Genomic DNA, 19,376 nt, shown 5'->3' on the forward strand with positions numbered 1-19,376 from the left:
TCCGGCTTAAAAACAAAAACGCCGACTCCCGTCGGCGTTTCCATTGACTCAAATACTCACTCCTTCCAGCCGCCCCCCAGAGCTTTATACAAACTGATGTCCTGATTCAGTTGGGCAAGTTGTGTGGTGATCAGCGTTTGCTGAGCAGAATAGAGGGAGCGTTGTGCGACCAGTACGCTGAGGTAATTGTCGACACCGCCTTTGAAGCGCATCTGCGACAGATCGTAGTTACGCTGGTTGGCGTCGGCGTCCTGCTGGCGGGCCAGCAGTTCGTCTTTGTAAGTCGCCTGACCGGCTAAGCCGTCGGACACTTCCTTGAACGCCGTCTGAATCGCTTTCTCATAGTTAGCGATATCAATTTTTTTGGTGTCCTTCGCGATGTCGAGATTGGCCTGATTCACGCCGCCGTCGAAGATCGGGATGTTAACCGAAGGCATAAATGACCACGCGCCGGTACCGCCATCGAACAGTTTACTCAGGCTGCCGCTTTCTGTGCCTGCCGTGCCGGTCAGCGTGATGCTCGGGAAGAACGCCGCCCGCGCCGCGCCGATATTGGCGTTAGCGGCTTTCAGCGTATGTTCAGCGGAAATAATATCCGGACGGCGGGTCAGCAGATCAGAGGGCAAACCGGCCGGTGTCTGCGGGAATTTCCAGTCCTGTTGCAGGGTGGCGTTCGCCAGCAAACTTTGGGGGATGGTGGTGCCGACCAGCAGGGTCAGCGCGTTGACGTCCTGACGCACCTGACGTGTGTACTGGGCGATATCAGCCTGTGCCGCACGCACCGTGGTTTCGGCCTGCACCAGATCCTGTGAGGTGTCGATGCCGGCATCATAACTGTGTTTGGTGAGTTCGTAAGATTTTTCCTGACTGCCGGCGGTGCTGATTGCCAGTTTCAGCAAATCGTTATCCGCCGCCAGACTCAGGTAGCCGGAAGCCACTTCAGACACCAGCGAGATTTGCGTCGCGCGCTGCGTGGCTTCTGTCGCCAGGTAAGTCTCCAGCCCCTGATCGCGCAGGCTGCGTAAGCGGCCAAACAGGTCAACCTCATAAGACGTCACGCCCAGATTGGCACTGTATTGCTGATACGTCACCGGTCCGGTGCTTTGTGTCGAATACAATCCGCCCGGCAGATGCTGGTTGGTTTCACTGGCACCGGCGTTGAGCGTCGGCAGCAGGGCGGCGCGGTCAATCCGGAAGGTAGCGCGCGCGGTATCCACGTTTAACGCCGCAACCCGCAGGTCGCGGTTGTTAGCCAGTGACATGCCAATCAGCTGATTCATCGCCGGTTGATTGAAGAACGCTTTCCAGCCGATATCCTGTGCCGCGCCAGGGGAAGCACTGTCCCAGTTGCTGGCGACCGGCAGTGCAGGGCGCTGATAATCAGGTTCCAGGGTACAGCCCGCCAGCAGGGTGAGTGAAAACGCGCTGACAAGCGAGAGCGCGAAATGCGGTTTATTCATGGTGTGTGGCCTCGGGTGCAGGAAGCGCCTTATCGTGTTTTTTCGATTTGCGGGTGAACAGATTCACCACCGTGACGTAGAACATTGGCACGAAGAAAATGGCCAGGAAGGTGGCGGTGAGCATACCGCCGACCACCGCCGTCCCGATGGAATGCTGGCTGCCCGCACCCGCACCGCTGGAAATGGTCAGCGGGAATACGCCGAGAATAAACGCCATTGAGGTCATGATGATCGGCCGGATACGCAGCTTGGCCGCTTCGATGGCCGCCTGAGTCACCGACATCCCTTCGTTCTCATGTAACTCTTTGGCGAACTCAACAATCAATATGGCATTCTTCGCCGCCAGCCCGACGGTTGTCAGCAGGCCGACCTGGAAGAAAACGTCGTTCGACAGCCCGCGCAGCAGCACGGCGCCGATGGTGCCTAAAATCCCCAGCGGTACCACCAGCATGACGGAGAACGGAATTGACCAGCTCTCGTACAGCGCCGCCAGACACAGGAACACCACGATCATTGACAGACTGTAAAGCGCCGGTGTTTGTGAGCCGGAAAGCTTCTCTTCATAGCTCAGACCGTGCCAGGCCACTTTATAACCCGGCGGCAGTTTGGCCGCGATTTCCATCACTGCCTCGTTGGCATCACCTGAGCTGTAGCCCGGTGCCGGCGAACCCATCAGTTCAACGGAAGACACGCCGTTAAAACGCTCATAACGCGGGGATCCGTACACCCATTTGCCACTGCCGAAGGCGCTCCATGGCACCATATCGCCGCTGGAATTACGGAAATACCAGTTATTCAAATCTTCAGGCGTGACGCGGGAAGCCGCCTTACCCTGGATATAAACACGCTTCACGCGGTTGTTATACATGAACTGATTCACATACGCTGAACCCCAGGCCGCAGACAGCGTGTTGTTGATGTCGTCGAGGCTCAGACCCAGCGCCTGCGCGCGCTCATCGTCAATTTCCAGCTGATATTGCGGTTCATCTTCCATCCCGTTCGGACGCACCGCCATCAGACGTTTGTCCTGCGAGGCCAGTTGCAGGAACTGGTTACGCGCGGCCATCAGCGCTTCATGCCCCTTGCCGTCAGTGTCTTGCAGGAAGAAGTCGAACCCGGTGGCATTACCCAGTTCCATAACCGCTGGCGGAACGAAAGCAAACACACGGGCATCTTTGATAGTGGCGAAATGCGCCATTGCACGACCGGCCAGCGCCTGGACTTTTTGCGCGGCACCTGGACGGTCTGCCCAGGTTTTCAACTGCACGAACGCAATGCCGACGTTCTGACCCCGCCCGGCGAAGCTGAAACCGTTGGCGGTAAACACCGAGGAGACAATACCGCTTTCCTGTTTCAACAGATATTCGCGGACATTATCCAGCACCTGCTGGGTCCGTTCTGCTGAGGCATTGGCGGGCAATGTCGCCTGAACAAACATCACAGCCTGATCTTCATCCGGCAGAAAGGTGGTCGGCACGCGTGTGAACATAAAACCGGTGGCGATGACAATCAGCAGGTAGAGACCCAAAAACAGACGACGGCGGGAGATCACCGTGCCGACGGCTGCGGTGTAGCGCATCGCACCTTTATCGAAGTTACGGTTAAACCAGCCCGCAAAACCGCTTTTGGCTTTCTCTTCGTCATTGTGCCGGATGATAGTGGCACACAGTGCCGGGGTGAAAATCAGCGCCATCAGCACCGAAAGCGCCATGGCAGACACAATGGTGATGGAGAACTGACGGTAGATGATCCCGGTCGAGCCACCGAAGAAGGCCATTGGCACCAGGACGGCAGACAGCACGAGTGCGATACCAAACAGCGCGCCCTGAATTTGTTTCATCGACTTAATCGTGGCGTCTTTTGGCGAGAGCTTTTCTTCCGTCATCACACGTTCGACGTTTTCCACCACCACGATGGCGTCATCCACCAGCAGGCCGATCGCCAGTACCATCCCGAACATGGTCAGGGTGTTAATGGAATACCCCGCAGCTGCCAGAATACCGAATGTCCCGAGCAGAACCACCGGCACCACCAGCGTGGTCACCAGTGTCGCACGCAGGTTTTGCAGGAACAGCAACATGACACAAAACACCAGCACGATGGCTTCGAGCAACGTTTTTACCACTTCCTCGATTGAGGCGCTGACTACCGGCGCGGTCTGGTACGGGAACTCGACTTTTACGTTGGCTGGCAGAGAGTCTTTCAGCCCGGCGATGGTTTGTCTTACTGCTCTGTCGGTGTCCAGCACGTTCGCGCCGCTTGCCAGACGCAGGGCGATAGCGGTTGACGGTTTGCCGTTAAAGGTGGAGGAAATCGAATAACTTTCCGGTCCCAAATCCACATTCCCGACATCGCTGAGGCGTACCTGAGAGCCGTCGGCATTCACCTTCAGCAGCACATTTTTAAACTGATTAATGCTGTCAAAACGGGTTTTACCGATGATAGTGGCACTGAGTTTGCTGTCTTTTACCGTCGGCAGGCCGCCGAGGGAGCCGGACGACACCTGCACGTTTTGCGCTTCAATCGCTGCGCTGACATCACTTGGGATCAGCTTATATTTATACAGTTTTGCCGGATCGAGCCAGATACGCATCGCGTATTCTGAACCGAGCATCAGGAAGTCACCGACGCCTTTGGTACGCACAATCGGGTCTTCGAGTTTGGTCACCAACAGGTTACTCAGATCCGAGTTACTCATTTTACCGTCAGTCGCAATCAGGCTGACCAGCAGCATGAAGTTGGCCTGGTATTTGGCAATACGGATCCCCTGATTAACCACTTCGGTTGGCAGTTGTGATTCGGCCAGAGACACTTTGTTTTGTACCTGAACCTGCGCAATATCCGGGTTAGTGCCCTGATCAAAGGTGGCAATAATGGTAGCACTGCCATCGCTGTTACTTTGCGATTCGATATAGCGCAGGTTATCCAGCCCGTTCAGTTGCTGTTCAATAACCTGAACCACCGTGTTCTGAGCCGTTTCCGCTGACGCACCCGGGTAGGTGACACTGACGGAAATCGCCGGAGGCGCGATATTCGGGTACTGGTTGATCGGCAGTTTCATGATTGACAGCGCACCGGCGATCATAATGACGATGGCGACAACCCAGGCGAATATGGGGCGGTTAATAAAGAAAGTAGACATTCAGCTCACCTATTGCGCGGAAGGATCGGTCATCGCGAGATTAGCCTGTTCGGCAGGGGCACTGGCTTTACGCTCGGTGGCGTTGACTTTGGCGCCTGGTCTGACGTTCTGTAACCCATCGGTAATGACTTTGTCGCCATCGTTGAGTCCCTGATTCACTAACCAGTTACCGTTCATCATCTGACCGGTGGTAATGGCGCGCTGCTCAACGCTGTTATCCGCTTTCACCACGTACACATACGGCGAGCCTTTTACGTCATGCATGATGGCTTCCTGTGGCACCAGAAGGCCTTTTTCATCAATACCTTGTTGCAGCTGGGCGTGTACAAACATGCCCGGCAGCAGTTCATCGTGCGGGTTCGGGAAGGAGGCACGCAAAATAACGGAACCGGTGCTTTGCGACACGGTGACTTCAGAGAATTCCAGTTTGCCCTGCAGGGGATATTTGCTGCCGTCCTCCAGCGTCAGGGTGGCCCGTGCCGCATTTTCACCGGCGCTTTGCAACTTACCGGAAGCCAGCGCGCGGCGCAGTTTCAGTAAGTCCTGCGAGGATTCGTTCACATCGACATAAATAGGATTGAGCTGATCGATGGTGGTCAGAGACGCCGTCTGGCCGCTGGTAACCAGTGCACCTTCGGTATACACCGAGCGGCCAATGTGGCCGGAGATCGGCGCGTATACTTTGGTGTATTGCAGATTGACGCGGGCGGTTTCGACATCCGCTGCGGCTTCGCGTTCAGCAGCCACGGCATCGTCATATTGCTGACGGCTGACGGCCTGCGCATCAACCAGCGGCTTGTAACGGCGGGCTGTCGCATCGGCGCTTTTCCAGGTCGCCATGGCGCGGTCAAACGCCGCCTGATAGGTTGACGGATCAATCTGATAAAGTTGCTGACCGGCTTTGACTTCACTGCCTTCCACAAACAGGCGTTTTTGGATCACACCATTCACCTGCGGCCGGACTTCTGCGCTGCGTACGGCAGTGGTGCGGCCGGGCAGGCTGGTCGTGAGGGTAACGGGCTGGCTGTGCAAAGTAATGACATTTACCGCAGGAACCTGCCCTGCCGGAGAAGCAGAGCTGGCGGTCCCGTCACATGCACAAAGCAGTAGCACTGTACTGACAGAAAGTAACTTCAGGCGCATAGAATTCACTCTTTTGGGGAAATTGAGAACAACCATTCTCAACAAGTCCTCTACTATACGAGAGCGCCTGATTTCTCTGTGTAAGCATATTGTCATCACCTATGTTTCTATATTTCAAAACATGAGGATGATGTTGCTATATAACCCCTTATTGTTATGGGGTTTTAATCTTTTCGTGCAGTGTGAAATAGCAATAAACTTGTTGCTTAGTAAACTAACTAATGGGTTGTAAGAATAATTTCCAGTTGAATATTCTAAAAGTGAATGAATTGTTAGGTGTTAAAAAAGTGTGATGCAAATCAAACAAATTTATACATTTTAACCTGCCACTTACAAGAAAAGACGCCGGGATCCGGGCAACTGCCATTATCTTAAAGGCCGAGAGCGAGCAGTTCTCACATTTGCTTGTTGCCAGCCGTTCTGAACAGCGGCCAGTTGCAACCCCTGCGCCCACAGTCCGATGTGGGCTTTTTTTTGTTTTACCTCCACACCTGCTTTCCTCCCGCAAAACTGTGATCCCTTTCATACTCCTGACTACTATGTCTATACAACTATACATTCTGTGACTTAACTCAATTAACGGTTTATTTTTAGCCAGCGAGTTGAGGGAAGACAGATGATAAAACTTGGCAGCAAGATACATGATCTGGGGAAAGCCCTGATGACGCCTATCTCGGTAATTGCCGCCGCCGGAATTTTTTTAGGTCTTGCAGCTGCATTGCAGAACCCGGCGGTCACCGGTGAAACCTTCACTCAGATGAAAACATTGCAACTGGTGATCGGCTTTATCCGCCAGGTGTCGGGGGCGCTGTTTGCCAACCTGCCGCTATTTTTTGCGGTTGCAACGGCCATGGGGCTGGCCAATGCAGAGAAGGCCACGGCGGCCTTTTCCGCAGTGATCGGCTTTGTCGGCCTGCATGTCGGGGTTAATTACAGCCTGCTTGCCCAGAATATTACCCCGGAAACCATTACCGTCGCCAAACTGACAGCGAAGGGTATGACCGAAAGCGACGCGATGATTTACGCCGCGGAATTCACCAACACACTGGGGATCTTTACCTACAACATGAGTGTGCTGGGCGGGGTGCTGGTCGGGCTGATCACGATGTGGCTGCACAACCGCTTCTATACCATCGTGCTGCCGACGGCGATCGCGTTTTTTGGCGGGCGGCGTTTTGTACCGATTGTGACCGTGCTGGTGCTGCCGGTCGTCGGCGTGCTGATGTCGCTGATCTGGCCGACGATTGCGCAGGGGATCCAGTGGATCGGCGAACTGATCGGGCGTACCGGGGAGATCGGTACCTTTATTTATGCCACGTCAGAACGTTTGCTGATCCCAACCGGCTTGCATCACATTATCAATGAAACCGTGCGCTTTACGCCAATTGGCGGCGTGACTACGGTGGATAACCAGAGCATTGTCGGGGCGCTGAATATCTTTAATGCCGCACTGGCAAATCCGGGCCTGATCCCTGATGCCGTCACGCAGCAGGCAACGCGCTTCCTGGCGCAGGGGAAAATCCCGGTAATGATGTTCGGCCTGCCGGCGGCAGCGCTGGCGATGTATCACTGCGCGCGTCCGGAACATAAAGGCCGCGTGAAAGCTCTGATGCTGGCAGGTGGGCTGGCGTCGTTTACCACCGGGATTACTGAACCCCTCGAGTTTTGCTTTATTTTCGTCTCGCCGGTTCTGTATATCCTGCACGCGGTGCTGACCGGTTTGTCGTTCGTATTAATGCAAATGCTGCATGTGATGATCGGTAACGTGCAGGGCGGGGCGATCGACTTCCTGATCTTCGGTGTGCTCGGTGGCAGCCGCACGCACTGGTGGTATCCGCTGATCCTCGGCATCATCTACGCGCCACTGTATTACTTCTCTTTCCGCTGGGTGATTCTGCGAATGCAGATAAAAACGCCGGGGCGTGAGGATGAAAATGATGCCGAAGAACGTGCAAAACCGGCGCAGGGCACGGGCGAAAAAACCAAAAATATTATCATCGGACTGGGCGGCGAGGGCAATATTACGGCGGTCGACTGCTGTTTCACCCGTCTGCGCGTGAAGGTGAAAGATATGGCTCAGATACAGGATGGAACATTAATGAAAACCGGCGCGATGGGGGTGAAACGCATCACCGACACGGACGTGCATGTGATTTATGGCCCGCAGGTTGAACAGGTGGCGAATCTGGTGAAAGCAGAGTTGTCGGGCATTGCCTGACGGCTCTTAAGCTTTAACTTTGGCATGGACGCTGAAGCCATAGTTTTTCTGGTTGTAGTAGACATCTGATACTTCAAACAGCGTGCCGTCGGTGAACGACACAATTGCGTGGGAATGCAGTACCGGCTGGTCGCGTGACAGGTTCAGTGCGAGACGTATCTCGTTAGATGGCAGTTCTGCTGAAATCAGTTTGGTGCTGCCCGCAGGCTGGAAACCTTTCGAGCGGATATAAGCATATTTTGACGAGGTCATGGCAGCGCGGGTGATATCCGGGAACCGGTCGCACAGCATCCAGCATTGTTCATACACAAACGGCTCATCACCGAGCAGACGCAGGCGGATCATAAAGTAAACTTCAGTACCTGCCGGAACATTCAGCTCGCGGGCGATGTCTTCACTGGCCGGCATACGGCGAAATTCCTGCACCTGATTTTCAATCCGCTGGTTATTTTCCCGGGCGACTTCGCTGGCAGTGAGATGCCGGTCGAGCGGCAAAATAATTTTCTGTTGTTGCGGTGGGGCAACCACAAAGGTGCCCCGACCGCGAAAACGGGCTACACGCCCCTGACGCACCAGATAATCCACCGCTTTTCGCGCGGTCATACGCGATACGCCATAGATTTCACACATAGCCGCTTCGGTCGGGATCGGATCACCGGGGCGGATTTCGCCGGTGCTTATTTTTTCGGTAAGTTGCTGCTCAATTTGCAGATAAAGTGGTGTGAACGAATTTTTATCTATCTTCATTAATTCTTACCTCCGATCATTGTAAATTTAACTTAAGAATAATTGTATGGTCAGCTATACAAATCAGCCAGCCACTCTGTTGGTTTTCTGTCCGAAATGGGTTTCAGCACACACAAAAAAGAAAGGTTGCTGACATCAGCAACCTTTGTGCATTTTGAAACCTTTTCGCCGGAATCAGGCGTTATTCAGGCAACAGCGCAGTGGAAGTGAATCCGCACGGGCCATTTTCCTGATTTTTGAAACGCCAGCAGTGTTGATGGTATTTCGCGACCGAATTCCGGTGCGCCACACTGATAACCGAAGTGTCCGGCAATTCGCTCAGCAGCAGAGCGTATACCTGTTGTTCGGTTTCGTCATCCAGTGCACTGGTGGCTTCGTCGAGGAACAGCGTATCGGGTTTAATCAACAGCGCACGGGCAAAGGAGAGCCGCTGTTGTTCCCCTGGCGAGAGGCGCTGGCTCCAGTTGGCGTAATCATCCAGAATTTCTACCGCCGCCAGATGCGACAGGCGACATTGTGTCAGTACCTGTTGCAACTGTTCATCCGTATATTCACGGCTGGCGTCAGGATAACTGAGCGCATCGCGCAATGTGCCAATTGGAATATAACTGCGCTGTGGCAGGAACAGATAACGTTTACCTTCCGCCAGTGTAATATTGCCCGAACCGTAAGGCCAGATACCGGCAATCGCGCGCAACAGCGTTGATTTACCACAGCCGGACGGCCCGGCAATCAGCACACGTTCGCCCGGTTGCATGGCAGCAGAAATATTACAAAACAGCGGATTACCGTTCGGCAGGTTTAGTGTCAGTTGATCAAGCTGTAAGGCGTGTCGGGTACTGGTGCCTACACTGATCCCGCGCGGCTGAGCGTTAACCTGATCGATTGCCGCATTGAAACCGGCAAGGCGGTTAACGGTGGCTTTCCAGTTTGCCAGATCGGTAAAGGCATCGATGAACCAGGACAGCGCGCCCTGTACCTGACCGAATGCTGAGGCAATCTGCATCAGGGCACCCATCTGGATCGCGCCGGAGAAATAGCGCGGTGACGCCACCAGTATCGGGAAGATATTGGCAAACTGGGCGTAAAAGTTGGACGCGACATTCAGGCGACGGGTGACGCGCATGATTGACCACCAGTTGGTTTTGATGGACTCAAACTTGCCCGTCAGCTGGTCGTGCTCGTTTTTCTCGCCATGATATAACGCGATAGCGTCGCTGTTTTCCCGAATACGAATCAGGCCAAAACGGAAGTTAGCCTCAAACCATTCCTGATTAAACCCGAGTTTTACCAGGGGCTTACCGATATACCAGATGATAAAGGAACCCACGGCGGCATACAGCAGGGCAAACCACAGCATATAGCCGGGGATTTCAAAATGATGGCCTGCCAGCATAAAATTCAGCGGCCCGCTGATGGACCACAAAATGAACACGAAGGAGAACAGCGTCACCACGCTCGACAGCAGACCGAGCACCAGAGAAAGAGTCCCGCTGGTCAGGGCATTCAGGTCGTCGGAAATACGCTGATCGGGGTTATCCACCTGGTGCTGATGCTCCGTGTAATAATAGGCGTGATTGGTCAGCCACTTCTCCATATACTCTTCTGTCATCCAGCGCCGCCAGCTCATTTGCAAGCCTTGCGTCAGGTAAACCCGGTAGATGGCAATGACGATAAACAGCAGCGCCAGCCAGGTAAATTTCCACAACTGGGCTTTGAAAACCGGATAGTTTCTGTTTTGCAGCGCGTCATAAAAGACACGGTTCCATTCGTTAAACTGTACGCTGAGGTACACGCCGGCCAGTGAAAGGATGATGATAGTGGTCAACATGCCCCAGGCACGCCACTTTTCTTCTGAGCGCCAGTAAGGCTTAATTAACTGCCAGACGGCGCCCCATTGCGCCGATTTCCCAGGTTTTTTAGCCATAATTGCCATGTGTAATCGATATGTTGTAAAACCAATCATCCCAGAATGAGTGGCTCAGTGCGATAGGGCAATGAGCCACTTGTAAGGATGTTTTTCCAGCACGAAGCTCTGTAGACCACAAAAGTAGAAGGATGTTTGATGAAAGTCGCAGTGAATTTACTGCTGGTGGCAGGATGTTTTGCCAGTGTTCAGGCGTTGGCTCAGATTGATGAACCGGATATCAGCGCCGATTGTGTTAAAGCCGGGATTTATGCCGCTGCCGGAAAAGTGGCTTACCAGCAGGGCGATATGGGCAAAGCCCGGGACATTTTCCGTAATCAGGTCGCCTGGAGCGAGTTTTGCCATAAGCCGCAGGATCAGATCGCCACGGCCTACAACAACATTGCGCTGACCTACATAAAGCAGGGCGATTATCTGAAAGCCAAAGCCTGGCTGTTGCTGGCGCCTGCTGACAAAAAATCACAATACAACCTGAGTCTGATACAGCCAAAACTGGATGCCTTGCCGCCAGCGGAAAGCCCGGCAGGGATTTACTGGCAATATGCGGGCTTTGGCAGCTGGAATATCGTTGAAGTGAAAGCCGAAGAGGCACAGTTCAAAATTGATTTCAGCGGCTTATATATGGGGCAAATGTCGCTCTACTATGGCCCGAACATAGGAGAGTTTTCCGTGGTGACGGCCATTAAAGATAACCACGCGGTTTATCATGAAACCGACGACGCCTCCGCTGCGGGTGACGAGTGCAGCGTTGACATGAACTTTGCGCCACAGAGCGTTAAACTTCACACCACCGGTGACTGCGGTTTTGGTCACAACGTGCAGGCCGAAGGCGAATTTGTGCGGGTGACGCAGTAAGTATCAGAAAGAGTAAACCAGGCTAATTGTAATTGGGTTTGCGCTCCTCCCCTTCGCAGGGGAGGAGCCGATCGATGTATGCCTTTAGCAGAAGAGAGCGCCGACTCAGTTTATATTCATTGCGGCCACTTCATTTCACCTTTCAATACTTTTGCGCTCAGGTCTAAAGAGGATTCTTCTTTAAGCTGCGGGTAATGTTTTTTCATTGCAGCAATAAGTGCGGCGGAATCTTTCGCTTTCGGTAATTCTTTTTCCAGCGTCAGCAGATACTGACGGGTAAATTTCACCGACTCCACGCTATCCGGCGCACCTGGCAGGAAATGGCCCGGTACCACCACTTGCGGATGCAGACCGGTCATTTCATCAAGCGTTTCTACCCACTGTTGACGGGATTTCGGCGTCTGCGTATCTGCTGTCCAGACATGCGTGTTATTACCATTGACCAGCACGCCGCCCGCTACCGCTTTCAGCGACGGGATCCACACAAATGTCCGCTCTGCGTTCACCCCCTTCACTTCAAATTTATGACCTTCCAGTTCAAACGTTTTCCCTTTCAGTGGCTCGGGAACCACGACAGATTTTGGCGCGTTGTCTTTAAGTTGCGGGCCCCAAAAAGCGACCTTGCCGTCTTTGCTGGCGTTGATCTGATTGACGGTGGCCTGCGTGGCGATGATTTTTGCTTCCGGGAAGGCGGCGTGAATGACGTCCAGCCCGAAGTAATAATCCGGATCGGACTGGCTGATGTACACGGTAGTCAGTTTTTTGCCGGTAGCTTTGATCATCTCCACCAGTTTCTCTGCATCATTGCGCTGGAACTGGGCGTCGATCAGCACCGCTTCTTTGTCCCCGGTAATAATTTCAGAGGAAACCGGGAAAGCGCTTTTTTCACCGGGGTTGTAAACGTCCATTTTCAGTGCGCTGGCGGCATGAGCAGACAGGCTGCTGCCCAGCAGGGCGGCGAGTAACGTCAGATGTTTCAGATGCATGGGATTTCCTCAGAGGTATAAATAATCACATTCAGTAAGCATCTACTGTACGTTGCATAATCCGCAGGAAAAACCGGATAATGTGCAACTGTTTGTTGCATAAACCGGACGAATCATGGACAGAATTACCGCTGCACAAGTGTTTGTTGCCATTGTTGAACGCGGAAGCATGGTCAGTGCTGCCGAATCGCTGAATATGTCGCGGGCGATGGTGACGCGTTATCTGTCGGAGATGGAAAAGTGGTCGGGCGCACGCCTGCTGCACCGTTCCACCCGCAAACTTAGTCTGACGGATGCGGGTGAAAATACGCTGGCCCGCTGCCGGAAAATGCTGTCGGTAGCGGCCGAGATGGGCAGCGTGGCGGATACAGGAAATGAAGCGTTACGCGGATTGCTGCGTCTGAGTTGTTCGCAGTCTTTCGGACAGGGTGCCGTGGTGATTGCGGTCAGCGAGTTTTTGCGGCGACATCCGCAGTTGAGCATCGATCTTCAGCTGGAAAGCCGGGCGATCAATCTGGTGGAAGACCGTATTGATATGGCGCTGCGTATCACTAACGATCTGGACCCCAATCTCATCGCCCGGCCCCTGGCACAATGTCCGTCGATCGTCTGTGCGTCCCCGGCTTATCTGGCCGCGCAGGGCACACCGCAACATCCGCAGGATCTGGCGGTTCACAATTGTCTGACATACACCTATTTCGGCAAAAGCCTGTGGCAGTTTGAGCGCCAGGGCGAAAAGGTTGCGATTCCGGTGAGCGGAAATCTGAGCGCCAACGAATCGCTGGTGCTGCTGACCGGCGCAGTGGAGGGCGCGGGGATAGTCATGCAACCTTATTATTCGGCAGCCCCGCTGATTGCCAGCGGGCAACTGGTTGCCTTACTGGGTCAGTGGCAGCCACAGGGAATGGGAATTTATGCGATTTACGCATCACGGCGACAAATGCCTGCCGCGTTGCGTGCATTGCTCGATTTTCTGGTGGCGTGGTTTAAAAGCCACCCGCGCTGGCTGTCACTGAAAGAAGAAAAATATTGATCCGCTGAATCCCTGGAATCGGTTCCTTTTTTGTCTGAATGTGTTTTGTATAATCTTTTGTTATGTAAAGAATTATGCGGATATCGGGTGCGTTTCAGGCGCTCAGGGCACAGACTGCGTCTGGTCAAAAGTGTGATCAACGTGGTATTTAAGCCCTTCCGGCGCAATGCCGGTGCCTTTAACCATAACAAAAATATCCGGAGTTTTTATGCCTGTCGCACTTCTGGCACTGGCGCTCAGCGCGTTTGCCATCGGTACCACCGAATTTGTCATCATGGGGCTGCTCCCCAACGTGGCGGGGGATCTGCATGTCAGTATTCCTTCTGCAGGCTGGTTAATCAGCGGATATGCACTGGGCGTAGCGATTGGCGCGCCGATCATGGCTGTACTGACGGCGAAACTGCCGCGCAAGAAAACCCTGCTGCTGCTGATGAGCATCTTTATCGTCGGTAACGTGATGTGCGCTCTGTCCTACAGTTACGGTTTCCTGATGCTGGCACGCGTGATCACTGCGCTGTGTCATGGCGCATTCTTCGGGATTGGCGCCGTGGTAGCGGCAAGTCTGGTGGCACCTAACCGCCGCGCCTCTGCGGTGGCCCTGATGTTCACCGGTCTGACGCTGGCTAACGTGCTGGGCGTTCCGCTCGGTACCGCGCTCGGACAGGCTTTCGGCTGGCGTTCAACGTTCTGGGTAGTGGCGGTGATTGGTGTGGCATCGCTGTTCGCGCTTTATAAGAAGCTGCCAGATAAGAAAGAAGAAGAGCCGACTGATCTGCGTAAGGAGATCCGTGCGCTGGGCAGTCTGGGGTTATGGCTGTCGCTGTCGATCACTATTTTCTTTTCGGCGGCAATGTTCGCGCTGTTCACTTATATCGCGCCGATTTTGACACAAATCACCGGCGTGTCTGAACATGGAGTCAGCTGGACGCTGCTGCTGATCGGCCTCGGTCTTACCATCGGTAACGTGCTGGGCGGACGTCTGGCGGACTGGCGTCTGGGGATTTCGCTGACCATGACATTCCTGATGATCACGATATTTTCCGTGTTGTTCAGCTACACCAGTGCTCATCTGGTGGCGGCAGAAATCACACTGTTTATCTGGGCGATGGTGAATTTCGCGGCAGTTCCGGCGTTGCAGGTCAACGTTGTGACTTACGGTAAAAACGCGCCAAATCTGGTATCGACCCTCAATATTGCAGCCTTTAATGTCGGCAATGCTCTGGGTGCCTGGGTGGGTGGCGCGGTGATTGAACGCGGAATGGGGCTGGGCACCGTGCCGCTGGCAGCGGGCGCACTCGGCGCTACCGGCTTCGTATTGTGTGTGATCACTTTCCGTCGTGCGGCGAAGAAAGTGAAAAAAGCGGCCATGTAATTTTGCCGCTGAAAACGTCAGGGCTATGCGGGATGTCTCCGGCGTGGCCCTGACGTTTGGACTCAGCGCATCAGCGCCGCCTCAAGATCCCCGGCGAAGCGTTGCGCCTGCTGATGGCAGTGCTCAATAAAGGTGCTCACCAGCGCGGAAGCGGGGCGGTGCAACGGTCTTATCAGGCTGACGGTGAACGGCACGGCGACGCTGAATTCCCGCAGGACGAGTCCGTTGTCACCATAATCGAGTGCAGTCAGCGGGTTGACGATAGAGACGCCCGCGCCTTCCCTTACCATACTGCATACCGATGCGGCGCTGTGGGTTTCCATCACCAGCCGTCGCATAACCTGTTGTTCCGTAAACAACGTATCCAGCAACTGGCGGTAACTGTCCGTTGCTGACAGACTGATAAAATTCAGGCCGCTGAAATCCTGCGGTGTGAGGCGCGGTTTGGCTGCCAGTGGATGTCTGGCTGGCAGCACACAGACTTCATTCAGCGTCAGCAGCGTTTGCCGCTCGGTCCCGGCGGGCGTCTGAGTGTTTTCCGTCAGTCCTAAATCATGGCGCTGCGCCGACAGCCACTCTTCGAGCAGCGGTGATTCTTGTGGCACGATATTGAAACTGACCTCAGGATAGCGGTCGAGAAACGGCTTGCAGACCGCAGGCAACAGCGACTGGCTGAATACCGGCAGGCAGGCGATCGACAACTGCGCCTGCTCAAACTGGCGGATGCCTTCTGCCGCGCTGATGATCCTCTCCAGCCCGTAATATGACCGCTGCACCTCCTCAAACAACCGTAAACCCTGCACGGTCGGATACAACCGCCCGCGCAGGCGTTCGAACAATTGCAAATCCAGTAACTTTTCGCAGCGTGCCAGCTCGCGGCTGACTGTTGGCTGTGACGTATTGAGCAACGCAGCGGCTTCGGTCAGATTTCCGGTGGTCATTACGGCATGGAAAATTTCGATATGGCGCAGGGAAATTGCTGGCATGGTTTTATCCGCTGGACGATGACAGTAACCCATATCATAAATGAATAGACTTGCCTGAAATAGATATTTTATCAGTGTTGCGCCACGCGGCATACTGAGGGAAATATGACTGAATTCACCTGACGGAAAATCTTATGCCACGCGCCCTGAACGACATGTCCACCGCACTTAACGCCGCGAATTTACGGGCCCTGCCGCAACAATTTGGCTGCCCTGTGTGGGCATATGACGCTGCAATTATCAAACAGCGTATAGCGCAGTTGCGCCAGTTTGACGTCATTCGTTTTGCGCAGAAAGCTTGTTCTAATATTCATATTCTGCGCCTGATGCATGAGCAGGGTGTGAAGGTCGATTCTGTTTCTCTGGGTGAAATTGAACGTGCACTGGTGGCCGGTTTTATTCCGGGCGGCGAAGACAGCGAGATTGTGTTTACCGCTGACGTGCTGGATCAACCGACGCTGGAACGTGTGACCGCGCTGAATATTCCGGTGAACGCCGGTTCCATCGACATGCTCAGCCAGATTGGTCAGCACCATGCCGGACATCCGGTGTGGCTGCGCGTTAACCCGGGCTTTGGTCACGGTCACAGCCAGAAAACCAATACCGGCGGAGAAAACAGCAAGCACGGGATCTGGTATGCCGATTTACCGCAGGCACTGGCGGAGATCGCCCGTTACGGTCTGAAACTGGTGGGCATTCATATGCATATCGGTTCCGGTGTGGATTACGGTCACCTTGAGCAGGTTTGCGATGCGATGGTGCGTCAGGTGATTGAAACCGGACAAGATATTGAAGCGATATCCGCCGGTGGCGGTCTGTCGATTCCCTATCATTTTGAAGAAGAATCCATTGATACCGGCCATTACTTTGGCCTGTGGAACCGTGCGCGTGAGCAAATCGCCGCGCATCTTGGCCATGAAATTAAACTGGAGATCGAACCGGGTCGTTTCCTGGTGGCAGAGTCCGGTGTACTGGTGGCGCAAATACGCGCGGTGAAAAATATGGGCAGCCGTCATTTCGTGCTGTGTGATGCGGGCTTTAACGACCTGATGCGTCCGGCGATGTACGGCAGTTATCACCATATTTCGCTGTTACCGGCCGATGGCCGCGATGTCAGCGGGCAGCCGCTGACTGAATCGGTGATTGCGGGGCCGCTGTGTGAGTCCGGCGATGTCTTTACCCAACAGGCAGGCGGCGGCGTTGAAACCTTCCCGCTGCCACCGGTAAATATTGGCGATTATCTGGTGTTCCATGACACGGGGGCTTATGGCGCATCCATGTCATCGAACTACAACACCCGACCGCTGCTGCCGGAAGTGTTGTTTGAGAATGGCGTGCCGAGATTGATTCGTCGCAGGCAGACGGTGGAAGAGTTAATTGCTCTGGAGCTTTAGTCTTTGCTCCTCCCCCTGCGAAGGGGGAGGGGGTTTTAAATACAAAGCAACGGGTTAAAGCACACTTTGAATTTAGTTTTTGACCTTAATACCCCACCCCAGCCCTCCCCTTCGCAGGAGAGGGAGCTAATCGCGTTGCTTTTACTTCTTCGCAAAGCAGGGAGCTTACTTATCAAACATCTCTTTTCTCAGTAACACGATCTCTTCTGCCAGATCACGGCACAGCATGGCGGTCATCAGATGATCCTGCGAATGCACCATGATTAAATTCACCGGAATTTTGCCTACGCCTTCATCCAGGCTAATCAGTTGTGTCTGCACTTTATGCGCGACACGGGCCGCATCGTCAGAGGCTTTCAGCATCGCATCGGCCTGCGCCCATTCTTTTTTACGTGCGTGCTGAATGGCCATCATGGCGTTAGATCGTGCTTCGCCGGCGTTGATCAATAATTCCATTACTGTTTGTTCCAGATCGAATTCCATCGAAAACTCCAAATTGGTATACCAGATGAGTGTGAATTCATGATATTGGAATTCCAATATTCACATGTGAGAACGCTGTCACAGAAATTAATTCGTATTACGCTATTTTTTGGCATGCCACATTACGTAAGTAATCCCGAAATATGGCCGACAGGATGATATACAGAACCGGACTCTGACCCTGCTTCGTACGACACCTTTATTCCTCATGCCATGTAAAAGGTGAAGACGAAACCAACACCTGTGAAGTATAGAAAAAAGAAAATGAGGTGCTGTCATGTCATTGAAAGATCGCTTTATCGATTCGCTGGGGGGGTTCGCCAATACCTTTAATAGCTTCAGATACATCATGGCTATTAAGGCGTCTTTTATCACGTTAATGCCCGTCATTATTGTGGGGGCATTCTCAGTTTTAATTTCAAACATGGTGATGGATCCGAAAAACGGACTAGCACATTTTGAAATGTTCTCCTGGCTGGCAACACTCAAACCCATCATGAGCAGTATTAACTATGCCACGCTGAGTTTTCTGACCATTGGCGCGGTGTTTTTAATTGGTATTGAACTGGGAAAAATTAACGGTTCGCGTTCGTTATTTCCCGGCCTGCTGGCGGTGATTTGTTTTATCGCCGTTACGCCAACCACTGTCGATATGATGGTTAACGGCCAGATGCAGGAAGTGAAAGATGTGCTGGCAAAACAATTCTCCGATACGAAAAGTCTGTTCCTCGGCATGTTTATTGCCATTTTGTCGGTTGAGATTTATTCCCGTCTGGAGCGGGTTAACAGCCTGCGCATAAAAATGCCGGAGAGCGTGCCACCCAATGTGTCGGCATCCTTCTCGGCTCTGATCCCCGCCATTATTACCGTGGTTCTCGTTGCCACCTTCGGCTTTGTTTTCCATCGCGTTACCGGCATGTATTTGTACGACGCGGTGTATCAGGTGATCCAGCGTCCTCTGGAATCGGTAATGCAAAGCCTGCCGGGTATTTTGCTGCTGATGTTTGTCGCGCAGCTGTTCTGGGTGATTGGTATTCACGGCAACCAGATGATTAAACCGATCCGTGAACCGCTGTTGCTCGGCGCCATCATGGTTAACATGACCGCATTTGAGCAGGGCCATGAAGTGCCGAACATCATCACCATGCCGTTCTGGGATGTCTATATGAGTATCGGTGGTTCAGGGTGCACTATCGGTCTGCTGCTGGCGGTGATGATTGCTACCCGCCGTAAAGAAATGCGCGAAATTGCCAAACTGTCGCTTGGGCCAAGCTTCTTTAACATCAATGAGCCGGTAATTTTTGGTATGCCGATCATGCTCAACCCGATCCTCGCCATTCCGTTCATCATCACGCCGCTGATTACCGGCACCATCGGCTACTTTGCCACCAGCCTCGGATTCGCCGGACGTGCGGTGGTGATGGTGCCGTGGACCACACCGCCGGTGATCAATGCCTGGTTGTCGACTGCCGGGTCGATGGGGGCGGTGATCACCCAAATTGGCTGCATTCTGGTGGCGGTACTGATCTATCTGCCGTTCGTGAAAGTGGCCGCGCGTCGTGCCGATCAGGCGCAGCTGGAAGCCGCGCAGCAGAGCCAAAAACAGGCCGCCACGGCGTAAAACTATTCG

General features: G+C 53.6%; 14 protein-coding genes. 6 read left to right on the top strand and 8 right to left on the bottom strand.

Annotated elements, in window-relative coordinates:
• Positions 1 to 56: 56 nt before the first annotated feature.
• From EVX52_RS20790 to EVX52_RS20800, 3 genes are read right to left on the bottom strand one after another with little or no spacing between them, the layout of a single operon-like run.
• Positions 57 to 1,460: an efflux transporter outer membrane subunit gene (locus EVX52_RS20790; protein ID WP_129954916.1), complete on the bottom strand. Its 1,404-nt coding sequence runs from the start codon at positions 1,458 to 1,460 to the stop codon at positions 57 to 59.
• Complete coding sequence (locus EVX52_RS20795) at positions 1,453 to 4,602, bottom strand: efflux RND transporter permease subunit (protein WP_129954917.1); 3,150 nt, start codon at positions 4,600 to 4,602, stop codon at positions 1,453 to 1,455. Before EVX52_RS20795 ends, EVX52_RS20790 begins: the two co-directional genes overlap by 8 nt.
• 9 nt (positions 4,603 to 4,611) lie before the next feature.
• Entirely contained in the window at positions 4,612 to 5,745 is a 1,134-nt protein-coding gene (locus EVX52_RS20800) for an efflux RND transporter periplasmic adaptor subunit (protein ID WP_129992034.1), read from the bottom strand.
• Between the two features lie 616 nt (positions 5,746 to 6,361).
• Between EVX52_RS20800 and EVX52_RS20805 the strand changes: the two genes are divergently transcribed.
• Positions 6,362 to 7,963, top strand: a complete 1,602-nt coding sequence (locus tag EVX52_RS20805; RefSeq protein WP_129954919.1) for a PTS transporter subunit EIIC — start codon at positions 6,362 to 6,364, stop codon at positions 7,961 to 7,963.
• Positions 7,964 to 7,969: 6 nt separating this feature from the next.
• On the opposite strand, the gene EVX52_RS20810 is transcribed toward EVX52_RS20805, so the two are convergent.
• A complete protein-coding gene (locus EVX52_RS20810) occupies positions 7,970 to 8,710 on the bottom strand; it encodes a GntR family transcriptional regulator (RefSeq protein WP_129954920.1) in 741 nt (246 codons plus the stop codon).
• Between the two features lie 181 nt (positions 8,711 to 8,891).
• A complete protein-coding gene (locus EVX52_RS20815) occupies positions 8,892 to 10,646 on the bottom strand; it encodes an ABC transporter ATP-binding protein/permease (RefSeq protein WP_129992035.1) in 1,755 nt (584 codons plus the stop codon).
• A 129-nt stretch (positions 10,647 to 10,775) separates the two neighbouring features.
• On the opposite strand from EVX52_RS20815, the gene EVX52_RS20820 reads away from it, so the two are divergent.
• The gene (locus EVX52_RS20820; protein WP_129992036.1) at positions 10,776 to 11,492 is read left to right on the top strand and encodes a tetratricopeptide repeat protein; all 717 of its coding nucleotides are present in this window, start codon (positions 10,776 to 10,778) and stop codon (positions 11,490 to 11,492) included.
• 116 nt (positions 11,493 to 11,608) lie between these two features.
• On the opposite strand, the gene EVX52_RS20825 is transcribed toward EVX52_RS20820, so the two are convergent.
• The gene (locus EVX52_RS20825; protein WP_129992037.1) at positions 11,609 to 12,478 is read right to left on the bottom strand and encodes an MBL fold metallo-hydrolase; all 870 of its coding nucleotides are present in this window, start codon (positions 12,476 to 12,478) and stop codon (positions 11,609 to 11,611) included.
• A 115-nt stretch (positions 12,479 to 12,593) separates the two neighbouring features.
• On the opposite strand from EVX52_RS20825, the gene EVX52_RS20830 reads away from it, so the two are divergent.
• Both EVX52_RS20830 and EVX52_RS20835 read left to right on the top strand, forming a co-directional pair.
• Positions 12,594 to 13,511, top strand: a complete 918-nt coding sequence (locus EVX52_RS20830; protein WP_129992038.1) for a LysR family transcriptional regulator — start codon at positions 12,594 to 12,596, stop codon at positions 13,509 to 13,511.
• Between the two features lie 208 nt (positions 13,512 to 13,719).
• Complete coding sequence (locus tag EVX52_RS20835; RefSeq protein ID WP_129992039.1) at positions 13,720 to 14,883, top strand: MFS transporter; 1,164 nt, start codon at positions 13,720 to 13,722, stop codon at positions 14,881 to 14,883.
• Positions 14,884 to 14,945: 62 nt separating this feature from the next.
• Here the strand turns inward: EVX52_RS20835 and EVX52_RS20840 are convergent, their stop codons facing one another.
• Entirely contained in the window at positions 14,946 to 15,869 is a 924-nt protein-coding gene (locus tag EVX52_RS20840; protein ID WP_129992040.1) for a LysR family transcriptional regulator, read from the bottom strand.
• Positions 15,870 to 16,003: 134 nt separating this feature from the next.
• On the opposite strand from EVX52_RS20840, the gene lysA reads away from it, so the two are divergent.
• Positions 16,004 to 17,263 carry a diaminopimelate decarboxylase gene (lysA, locus tag EVX52_RS20845; protein ID WP_129992041.1) on the top strand — a complete coding sequence of 420 codons (1,260 nt, stop codon included), beginning with the start codon at positions 16,004 to 16,006 and terminating at the stop codon, positions 17,261 to 17,263.
• A 165-nt stretch (positions 17,264 to 17,428) separates the two neighbouring features.
• Here lysA and EVX52_RS20850 read toward each other — a convergent pair whose 3' ends face one another.
• Entirely contained in the window at positions 17,429 to 17,746 is a 318-nt protein-coding gene (locus EVX52_RS20850) for a PTS lactose/cellobiose transporter subunit IIA (protein WP_129954928.1), read from the bottom strand.
• A 277-nt stretch (positions 17,747 to 18,023) separates the two neighbouring features.
• Between EVX52_RS20850 and EVX52_RS20855 the strand changes: the two genes are divergently transcribed.
• Positions 18,024 to 19,367, top strand: a complete 1,344-nt coding sequence (locus EVX52_RS20855) for a PTS sugar transporter subunit IIC (RefSeq protein WP_129954929.1) — start codon at positions 18,024 to 18,026, stop codon at positions 19,365 to 19,367.
• Positions 19,368 to 19,376 lie beyond the last annotated feature (9 nt).

Origin of the sequence: Rahnella sp. CFA14(1/10) (assembly GCF_004195095.1) — a bacterium.
Taxonomy (GTDB): Bacteria; Pseudomonadota; Gammaproteobacteria; order Enterobacterales; family Enterobacteriaceae; genus Rahnella; species Rahnella perminowiae.